Source organism: Dietzia timorensis (genome assembly GCF_020742175.1).
GTDB lineage: Bacteria > Actinomycetota > Actinomycetes > Mycobacteriales > Mycobacteriaceae > Dietzia > Dietzia timorensis_A.
Genome location: NZ_DYXM01000150.1, coordinates 1 through 9,920, shown reverse-complemented (window position 1 = coordinate 9,920; position 9,920 = coordinate 1). Strand labels below are relative to the sequence as shown.

The window sequence follows — 9,920 nt, the reverse complement described above, 5'->3', positions numbered from 1 at the left end:
ACCGTGTTTCGGTGGCTATAGCGGCAGGGAAACGCCCGGTCCCATTCCGAACCCGGAAGCTAAGCCTGCCAGCGCCCATGGTACTGCAACCGCGAGGTTGTGGGAGAGTAGGACACCGCCGAACTAAAATTGATTACCTGGTTCCCGACCGCACTTAGCGGTTCGGGAACCAGGTTTTTTCATGTGTAGGTGCCGGCCATTGTGCCGTTCCTTCGCTACTAGGAGATAGACTCAAGCCGTCGCTTTGAACTTCATAGGGGTCGTAGTTCGGTGGCGCACTTATCGCGAAAAAGGGAGAGAAACCCGAGTGAGTAATTTCGGAAATGAAGGCTCGAACCGAGCGCCACACAGCGGCAGGGACGTACCCAGGCGCGGTGACCGCAATAGAAATAACTCTTCCTTTGGCGAAAGCCGCGGCAGAAACTATCGCTCTTCCGACGCCTCGGCCGAGGGAGTGCGCCGAAGCCCCCGCGAAGACGCTGGTTCAGGCGAACGCCGGCCCGGCCGCGCAAAGGGCGCATACACAGGCGGCCGAAATGATCGTCGTGGGGAACGCCGGGGACGCCCCGACGACCGTAGACAGGGCAGTCCCAGGGATCGCCGCTCGGCAGACTCCGATCGTGCTTCCTCGCACAATCGTGTTGATGCTCCAGAAATCCCGGAAGATATCACCCCGCAGGACCTCGAGCCCGAGATTCGTCGCGATTTACGCACTCTGAACAAGGAGAACGCTGACGCGGTGGCACGCCACCTTGTGGCTGCAATGTGGGCGCTCGAAGAGAACCCGAAGCTCGCACTGCGGCACGGCCGCGCGGCGAAGGCTCGTGCAGGCCGAATCGGCGTCGTTCGAGAGATGCTCGGGGTCATCGCATACAGTTGCGGCGAATGGGCGGAAACCCTCTCGGAGCTTCGAGCAGCACGCCGGCTCCAGGGTGGCCCTGGCCTTCTTTCTCTCATGGCCGACGCTGAACGCGGCTTGGGCCGTCCGGAACGGGCGATCGAACTTGCCCGCAGCGAAGAGGCGCAGCAACTCGACGAGGAGGACCTGGTCGAACTGAAAATCGTTGAGGCCGGTGCGCGACTGGATCTTGAACAGATCGACGCGGCTCTTGTGACTCTCGAGGACGCAGGGCTGTCCAAGGACGGAAAGGGCGAACAGGCCGCACGTGTGGCATACGCCTACGCAGACGTTCTCGCTGCAGCTGAGCGCACCGGCGAGGCACGCGTATGGTTCGAATCCTCGTTGGCAGCCGACGAAGAGGCAACGGATGCACAAGAACGGCTCGACAACCTGTCCTAGGCGCTCCCCGTAATCGGGAAAGGAAGTACCTGCACGTGAACGCCCAATCACAGATCGCCGCTCGAGCGATAGGCCCAGCGTTTGTGCCAGCAGACTCGTCTCCACTCCACTCGTTCTACGACGGTTTGCTGCTTGACCTCGACGGCACGCTCATTCGGGGAACGATCGCCATCCCAGGTGCGCCAGAAGCGCTTTCTGCTTTAGACCTGCCGGTGTCATACGTGACAAATAATGCGAGCAAATCGCCCGGCGACGTCGCGAAGTTGCTTTCTTCGTTGGGGTTCTCGGCCACAAGCGATCAGGTCATGACGAGCTCGCAAGCAGCTGTAGCAATCGCTAAAGATTCCCTGGCAGAAGGCACGAAGGCTTTGGTCGTCGGGGCACCTGCGTTCACGGACCTCGTCCGAGAAGCCGGTTTCCAGGTAGTCACGAGCGCCGACGATGGGCCCGAAGTTGTGTTTCAAGGCCTCAGTAAGGAACTGACATGGGCTGACCTCGCCGAAGGCGCACTCGCGATTCGTGCCGGTGCGCGGTGGATTGCCTCCAACACCGACACCACACTGCCGACAGAACGCGGGCTGCTTCCCGGCAATGGCGCTTTCGTTAAGGCGATGGAAGTCACCACGGATAAACAACCCGAGGTCGCCGGCAAGCCCGGAGCCGAGATCTTGATTCGCGCCGCGCAAGGCATCGGATCGAAACGACCGCTGGTGATCGGAGATCGACTCGATACCGACATCGCGGGGGCATGCGCGGCCCAGATGGACTCGCTAATGGTGCTTACCGGTGTCTCTGCCGAAGACCAGGCGCTGCGCTCGGACGCCGTCTCCCGCCCGACGTTCGTCGCTCCCGGGTTGGAATCACTGACCCTCTCGGTCAGCGAATACAAGGGAGAAGTTGACTCGTGACCTCCGAAACCGAACCCGCGGACACAAACCGTCCCGACCCGGGCTCCATGCCAGGGACGGGCATCGATCTCGCCAAACTGCGTGAACATGTCGAGGATCTGCTCGATGAGGCGTTGGCTGACGGCGCGCTCGTCACCGTGGACGCTCCTTCCTCTGCGGGAGGCGAAGATCCCACCGACGCAGACGCCGCCGATGAGCTCCGCGGAGAGGAGCTTGTAGAGGTCACCGCCGAACAGCTAGAAGCGCTAAACGCGGCTCACGACGCACTCGCGGACGCGCTCGCCTCGCTCGACTCGGGACGGAAGTAGGCGATCACACGTGGCTCGTCCCAATAGAATGCGACTCGACTCCGAACTCGTTCGGAGAAAGATCGTCGACTCCCGTGAACGCGCCAGACAACTGATCGCCGAAGGTGCCGTGGTGGTGGCCGGCGTTCGGGCTGAGAAGCCCGCGACACAGGTGGCGCCCGACGCGTCGATCGCGGTTCGGGAGAACACCCAGCAGTGGGCATCACGTGGCGCGCATAAGCTCGTCGGCGCCCTCGATGAATTCGGTAAGGACGAGGGAGGAAACCTCGTACCTGTGGATGGCGCGCGGTGCTTGGATGCGGGCGCATCGACGGGTGGCTTTACCGACGTGCTCCTCAAGCGAGGAGCGAAGCAGGTTGTCGCCGCCGATGTGGGATACGGCCAACTCGTCTGGCGAATTCAAAACGATCCCCGGGTCGAGGTTTTCGACAAGACGAACGTGCGCACGTTGACCCCAGAACTCATCGGCGGCCACGTCGACCTTGTCGTCTCGGACCTGTCGTTCATCTCGTTGCCACTTGTCATGGCGGCGCTGGCAAAGTGCGCCAGGCCCGGCGGTGACATCCTGCCCATGATCAAACCGCAGTTCGAGGTGGGGAAGGACCGGCTGGGTAGCGGCGGCGTCGTCCGATCGGACGAGCTCCGTGGTGCCGCAGTCGAACACGTCGCGCGATACAGCGAGTCACTCGGACTGAACGTGAAGGGCTGTGTCGCGAGCCCGCTCCCCGGGCCCAGCGGAAATGTCGAATACTTTCTTTGGCTCCATCGCCCCGCCGAACTCGAAACAATTACTGTGGAACCGGCGCCACACGAAATGCCCTCGACCCTGCCCAGCCCGAGGGACCTGATTTCCCGCGCCGTGACGGAAGGACCCTAGCCACGATGAGCAAGACAACGGAGCGAACGCCGTGACGACGCATAGCGAAACGGATGGCTCGCCGTCAGCGCAGCGCCGAATCCTGGTCGAGGCGAACATCACCAGGGAGGCGAGCGCGGCCGCCGTCACTCATGTCGTCGAAGAGTGCTTGCGGCAAAACGTGGTCGTGAGGATGGTTGAGGCGACCGTTCTCGCTCTGCGTGGTGCGGAGATCACCCAGCGCCCTGCACCAGGAGTGTCGGTGGGGGACGCGGGGTCCGCGATTCTCGACGGACACGAAATCGAGATCGTCGGGTCGACGCTGGCTGCTGCCGAGGGGTGCGAGCTGGTGCTCGTCATCGGCGGCGACGGCACGTTCCTTCGAGCATCGGAGTATGCGCGGGCGGCAAATGTGCCGGTGCTCGGCGTCAACCTCGGGCATGTTGGTTTCCTCGCCGAGTCCGAGGTCGCTTCTTTGCCGGCGGTCGTGCGCCAGATCGTCGACCGCGACTACCACGTGGTCAACCGGATGACGGTCGAGGCGACCGTGTACCTCGGGGCGGAGCTCATCGGAACGAACTGGGCTCTCAACGAGGTGAGCATCGAGAAGATCGAACGGCAGGGCGTGCTCGAGGCGACCGTCGAGGTCGATGGGCGTCCGGTGAGCGATTACGGCTGCGACGGCGTGATGGTATCGACGCCGACCGGCTCGACCGCGTACGCATTCAGCGCCGGCGGGCCGATCGTGTGGCCGGAGCTCGACGCGATGATGGTCGTACCCAACAACGCCCACGCGTTGTTCGCGCGGCCGCTCGTGATATCCCCGTCGAGCCACGTGGCCATCGAGATCGGGACGAAGTCTCAGCGCTGCCTCGCCTCGTTCGACGGACGCAGGTCGCTGTCGGTCCCCGAGGGCGCACGCGTGGAGGTGGCGGCCGGATCCCGCGACGTCAAGTGGGTGCGTTTGGACGATGAACCCTTCACCGACCGCCTGGTGAGCAAGTTTCAGCTGCCGGTGACAGGCTGGCGCGGGCGGACGGATACCCCACGACCCCCGGGACTCTAATAGTCTGGAACGCGTGCTCACAGAACTTTCGATCAGCGGACTAGGCGTCATCGACCGCGCCGTTGCCGAATTCTCCCCGGGGCTTTCGGTACTGACCGGCGAAACCGGCGCCGGAAAGACGATGGTGGTCACCGGGTTGCGGTTGCTCACGGGCTCGCGCGCGGACGCCTCCAGGGTGCGCAAGGGAGCCGATCGCGCGTTCGTCGAGGGACGTTTCGCGCTTGGTGACGTCGCCGGAAGCGACCGCCAGACGTCCGCGGCCGTCGTGGACGAAATCGACGGCGAGACCGACGAAGACGGTTCGGTGATCGCCTCGAGACGCGTGTCCCAGGACGGGCGATCCCGCGGGTACCTCGCCGGCCGCTCGGTACCGGTCGGAACCCTCGGGCGGTTCTGCAGCCCGCTGCTCGCAGTCCACGGACAGAACGACCAGCTGCGGCTCCTACAGCCGGAGAAACAGCGCGATGCCGTGGACACCTATGGGGGCGCGGCCACAGAGAAGGCGCTGAAGAAATACCGCGCCGTATACGCCGAGTGGAAAACCGCGGAAAAGGACCTCGCACGCCGCAACGCCTCGGCGCGGGAAATGGCGCAGGAAGCGGACATGCTGCGCATGGGGCTCGGCGAGATCGAGGATCTCGACCCGCAGCCCGGCGAGGATGCCGACCTCGATACGCAAATCCGCAGGCTTACCGACTCCGAGGAGCTGCGACTCGCCGCGTCGAGCGCGCATGTCGCGCTCACCGAGGGGGACGAGGCGGCCTCGGTACCCGCCATCGGCTCCCAGCTCGACCAGTTGTCGATGGCGCTGCGCGCGACCGAGGACCCCGAGCTGATCTCGCTGTCCGAGCAGATGGCCGAGGCCGTGGTGACGCTCTCTGATGTGGGCAACGAACTCGGCGGCTTCCTGTCCCAGCTCGATGTGGACGCGGACTCGCTCGAGAACGCGCTTGCCCGACGTCATGCCTTGAAGGGTCTGACGCGCAAGTACGGCGAGGATATCGATGGCGTGCTGGCGTGGGCGGACTCCGCGCGGCGCAAGCTCGACGGTCTCGACACCTCCGACGAGGCGATGAATGCGCTCAAGGGCGAGGTGAAGCGGCTGCGGGAGGAGATCGTCGCGGTCGGGCGCGAGCTCACCGCGGCCCGTAAGAAGGCCGCAACGAAGCTGGCGAAGGCCGTGAGCGGCGAGTTGGCCGAGCTGTCGATGGGAGGGGCGAAGCTCGAGGTCCGAGTGGAACCTGCGAGCTCGGGCCCCGAAATCGGCGGTGTCGTACCGACAGAGGTGGGCCTTGACTCGGTGCGAATGCTGCTCTCCGGCGCAGCTGGGGCGGTCCCGCTGGAAAAGGGCGCCTCGGGTGGCGAGCTCTCGCGCGTGATGCTCGCGCTCGAGGTCGTGCTTGCAGGCAACACCTCCGGGGGCACGCTCGTGTTCGACGAGGTCGACGCGGGAGTCGGCGGCAAGGCCGCGCTTTCGATCGGGAAGCGGCTCGCCATGCTTGCAGAGAATCACCAGGTACTCGCCGTCACGCACCTGGCGCAGGTCGCCGCATTCGCCGACACGCACCTAGTGGTGCGCAAGAGCTCGGGGGCTTCGTCGATCATCTCCGGCGTCGAGGCCGTCGAGGGGGAGGAGCGCGTACGCGAGCTCGCACGCATGCTCGCCGGCATGGACGATTCGGACTCGGGACTCGCGCATGCGAAGGATTTGTTGGACAAGGCGCAGGGGGACAGCCGATGACACCGGCGGGGTCTTAATCACCTGAGTCACAAGTGTCGCGGTTTGTCACTGGCGCAATTTCGGACCCCGAATGACACGTGTGTAATTTTTGTTGCGTACAACCTCATGCGACACGGCGAGTCGTGCAAGTCTAAACCTTTACTTCAGGCATAGTCATTGCCATGAAGATGTCAGGGCTTCTCTCTCGCCGTAATCCAGAACTCACCGGTGTCGCAGGTACCGCGCGTGTTCCCCGCAAAGGGGACGTGCTGCCGCGGCGCATGTCCGACAAGGACATCGTTTTCGTCTCGCTCGACGAGCTCTCCGCGGACGACGCGACGACAATCGTCGATTCCTCGCCCGCCTACGTTGTCAATGTCGCCAAATCCGCAGCGCGCACCCCGCGCGCCGCATATCGCATTCTCGCGAGCGCCGGAGTGCCCGTGCTCTCCGGCGTGACCGCGGATGATGTCGTTCGCCTCAAGGACGGCGACAAGGTCCGGATCGACGAAGGCACGTTGTGGCTCGGCGAACACGAGCTCGCCACAGGCCTCGATTCCGACGCCTCGGCGCTCATGGACTCCAACGCCGACGCAGAAACTGCGCTCGTGGACTCGGCGCTGTCTCACTACGCCGACGCCGTCGAATTCCTCCACGTCGAGCACTCGTTGCTGCTCGACGGCGATGGTATGCCGCAGCTGCGCGTCGACTTCGCCGACCAGCACGTGGTCATCGTTTCCGACGGCCCAGGCTCGGCGAAGGAGCTCTCGGACCTCAAGCCGTTCATCCGCGAATACCGCCCGATCATGATCGGAGTCGACGCGGGCGCGAATGTGCTCCGCGAGGCCGGTATCCGCGCCGATATCGTCGTCGGCGACGCGCGCGTGATGAACGACAACGTGCTCCGCGACGCGGGCGAGATCGTGCTCGCGGCCGACCGCGACGGGCAATGCCCGAGCATCGAGCGCATCACGGCCCTCGAGGTCGGAGCGATGACATTCCCCGCTGCGGCTCCCGCGCGCGACCTCGCGGTGCTGCTTGCGCACCACGGCGATGCCGCGATGATCGTGACCGCCGGGGAAACCGCCGGACTGGCCGAGCAATACGCCGAGGACGGGATGTCCCCGTCGACCTCGGTGGTGAACATGGTCGTGCGCGACAAGCTCGTCCCCGCGCATGCTTGCTCGAGCCTGTACCGCAGCCGTGGCGGCGCACTCGTGCTCGCCATGCTCGTGCTCGTCGTCCTCGCTGTCGTGGCCGCGGCGCTGATCTACCAGGATCAGACCACCGCCGTCATCTCCTGGTTGGTGGAGCAGTGGAACACCTTCGCGATGTGGGTGCAGGGACTGTTCGAGTAAGTCCGTAGAGTCGGGTGGAGCGAAGCTCGACCCGACGGCGAGAGATGAATCCGACGCGCCGCCCGTTGCTTCGTTTGAGAAGCGGCGGGCGGCGCGTGATATTCTGAAGCCCCGTGGGAAGCACGTCCGAAGTCGCCGGTTCTACCGGCCGCCTGAATGCCTAGACACGGGGAGTCACATTGTCTGTAAATCGCGCCGGATCCCGGCAGAGCGCCAAGCACATTTTCGTTACAGGCGGCGTTGCGTCCTCCTTGGGTAAGGGCCTGACGGCCTCGAGCCTCGGGGCACTCCTCACCGCCCGCGGTCTTCGCGTCACGATGCAGAAGCTCGATCCGTACCTCAACGTCGATCCGGGCACGATGAATCCGTTCCAGCACGGCGAGGTGTTCGTCACCGAGGACGGCGCAGAAACCGACCTCGACCTCGGACACTACGAACGATTCCTCGACCGGAACCTCACCGGCGGCGCGAACGTGACCACCGGGCAGGTGTACTCCTCGGTAATAGCGAAGGAACGCCGCGGCGAGTACCTCGGCGACACCGTTCAGGTCATTCCGCACATCACCGACGAGATCAAGAGCCGTATCCTCGCGATGAACCAACCCGACTCCGAGGGGCAGACCCCGGACGTGGTGATCACCGAGATCGGCGGCACCGTCGGCGATATCGAGTCCCAGCCGTTCCTCGAGGCCGCACGCCAGGTACGCCATGACGTCGGTCGCGAGAACATTTTCTTCCTTCACGTCTCGCTCGTGCCGTTCCTCGCACCTTCGGGCGAGCTCAAAACCAAGCCGACCCAGCACTCGGTATCGGCGCTTCGTTCGATCGGTATCGTTCCCGACGGCCTGATCCTGCGCTGTGACCGCGATGTGCCGGACGGGGTGAAGAACAAGATCGCGCTGATGTGCGACGTCGACATCGAGGGCGTGGTCTCCACTCCGGATGCCCCGAGCATCTACGACATCCCGAAGGTTCTCTTCCGCGAGCACCTCGACACGCACGTCGTGCGCAAGCTCAACCTGCCGTTCCGCGACGTCGATTGGACCGTGTGGGGCGGGCTGCTCGACCGGGTGCACAATCCTCGCGAGGAGGCGACGATCGCGCTTGTCGGCAAGTACATCGACCTTCCCGACGCCTACCTTTCGGTGACGGAGGCCTTGCGCGCGGGCGGGTTCGCGAACCAGGCGAGGGTCGAGATCCGGTGGGTCGAGTCGGATCGCTGCGAGACCGAGGAGGGCGCCCGGGAGGCGCTCGACGGTGTCGACGGCATCTGCGTGCCCGGCGGCTTCGGCATCCGCGGCATCGAGGGCAAGGTGGGCGCAATCCGGTACGCGCGCCGTCACAAGCTGCCGCTCCTCGGGCTCTGCCTGGGTCTGCAGTGTGTCGTGATCGAGGCCGCCCGTTCGGCCGGTCTCGAAGGCGCCTCGTCGACCGAGTTCGACCCGGACACCACCGATGCGGTGATCTCCACGATGGCCGACCAGCTCGACGCGGTGTCGGGGGACGCGGACCTCGGCGGCACGATGCGCCTGGGCTCCTACCCGGCCTCGCTGACCCGCGGCTCGATTGTCGCCGACGCGTACGGCAGCACCGAGGTGACCGAACGCCACCGCCACCGTTATGAGGTGAATAACGCCTACCGCGACACCATCGCCAAGTCGGGACTGCAGTTCTCCGGCACGTCGCCGGATGGCCACCTCGTCGAATTCGTCGAGTACCCGCGCTCGGAGCACCCGTTCCTCGTCGCCACCCAGGCACACCCCGAGTACAAGTCGCGTCCGACGCGCCCGCACCCGCTGTTCGCCGCGTTCGTCGAGGCTGCGCTCTCGTACGGCAACGAACTCGCCCTTCCCGTGGAGCCGTGGCGCGAGAATTCCGGCCAGGCGAAGCCGGCCGCCGCGGAGGCGGAGAATGCAAGCGCCGACGCCGCCGAGGAGTAGGGGAGGAGATTCCCGCCCATGGATGGTTCACGTGTTCGCACCTACGAAGTGACCGGTTCCGAACGTGCCTACGACGGAATCGTCGCTTCGGTGCGCATGGACACCGTGGTGATGCCCGGCGGCGAGACCGCCAGGCGTGAGGTCGTCGAGCACATGGGTGGCGTCGGGATCGTCGCCGTGAACGCCGCGGACGAGGTGTGTCTCATCCGTCAATACCGGCATCCCATGGGTGAACGCCTGTGGGAGGTACCGGCAGGTTTGCGTGACGTCGCCGGTGAGGATCCGCGAGACACCGCCGCGCGCGAGCTCGAGGAAGAGGCGAGCCTGCGGGCCGGGCGGCTCGAGCCCCTCGTCACCCTCGCGACGAGCCCCGGCTTCTCTACGGAAATAGTGCAGGTGTTTCTCGCAACCGATCTTGCGGAGACGCCGAAGCAGATTCGGGAGCACGAGGAAGCGGAAATCGA

9 protein-coding genes and 1 rRNA gene are annotated in these 9,920 nt (G+C 64.9%); all 10 read left to right on the top strand.

Going from position 1 to position 9,920, the window contains the following annotated elements; all coding sequences use genetic code 11:
* Nucleotides 1–7 precede the first annotated feature (7 nt).
* Nucleotides 8–124, top strand: a 5S ribosomal RNA gene (rrf, locus tag K8V11_RS08280).
* A 615-nt stretch (nucleotides 125–739) separates the two neighbouring features.
* Nucleotides 740–1,300, top strand: coding sequence for a hypothetical protein (locus K8V11_RS08275; protein WP_303912624.1), 561 nt, complete (start codon nucleotides 740–742; stop codon nucleotides 1,298–1,300).
* Between the two features lie 83 nt (nucleotides 1,301–1,383).
* Nucleotides 1,384–2,208 (top strand): HAD-IIA family hydrolase, encoded by an 825-nt coding sequence (locus tag K8V11_RS08270; protein ID WP_303912621.1) that lies wholly within the window; start codon nucleotides 1,384–1,386, stop codon nucleotides 2,206–2,208.
* Nucleotides 2,205–2,516, top strand: a complete 312-nt coding sequence (locus tag K8V11_RS08265) for a hypothetical protein (protein ID WP_303912619.1) — start codon at nucleotides 2,205–2,207, stop codon at nucleotides 2,514–2,516. Before K8V11_RS08270 ends, K8V11_RS08265 begins: the two co-directional genes overlap by 4 nt.
* Nucleotides 2,517–2,544: 28 nt before the next feature.
* On the top strand, nucleotides 2,545–3,393 hold the full coding sequence (locus K8V11_RS08260; protein WP_303912627.1) for a TlyA family RNA methyltransferase: 849 nt from the start codon (nucleotides 2,545–2,547) through the stop codon (nucleotides 3,391–3,393).
* Between the two features lie 31 nt (nucleotides 3,394–3,424).
* Complete coding sequence (locus K8V11_RS08255) at nucleotides 3,425–4,438, top strand: NAD kinase (protein WP_303912615.1); 1,014 nt, start codon at nucleotides 3,425–3,427, stop codon at nucleotides 4,436–4,438.
* Nucleotides 4,439–4,451: 13 nt separating this feature from the next.
* Complete coding sequence (recN, locus tag K8V11_RS08250) at nucleotides 4,452–6,179, top strand: DNA repair protein RecN (protein WP_303912613.1); 1,728 nt, start codon at nucleotides 4,452–4,454, stop codon at nucleotides 6,177–6,179.
* 161 nt (nucleotides 6,180–6,340) lie between these two features.
* Nucleotides 6,341–7,516: a putative cytokinetic ring protein SteA gene (gene steA / locus K8V11_RS08245; RefSeq protein WP_303912610.1), complete on the top strand. Its 1,176-nt coding sequence runs from the start codon at nucleotides 6,341–6,343 to the stop codon at nucleotides 7,514–7,516.
* A 179-nt stretch (nucleotides 7,517–7,695) separates the two neighbouring features.
* Complete coding sequence (locus K8V11_RS08240) at nucleotides 7,696–9,456, top strand: CTP synthase (RefSeq protein ID WP_303912607.1); 1,761 nt, start codon at nucleotides 7,696–7,698, stop codon at nucleotides 9,454–9,456.
* An 18-nt stretch (nucleotides 9,457–9,474) separates the two neighbouring features.
* On the top strand, nucleotides 9,475–9,920 hold a 446-nt coding region (locus K8V11_RS08235), incomplete at its 3' end, for an NUDIX domain-containing protein (protein WP_303912604.1).

Excerpts from the sequence above, each read along its gene's own strand:
- K8V11_RS08260 (WP_303912627.1), top strand. The coding sequence starts at position 2,545 with ATGCGACTCGACTCCGAACTCGTTCGGAGAAAGATCGTCGACTCCCGT.
- steA (WP_303912610.1), top strand. The coding sequence starts at position 6,341 with ATGAAGATGTCAGGGCTTCTCTCTCGCCGTAATCCAGAACTCACCGGT.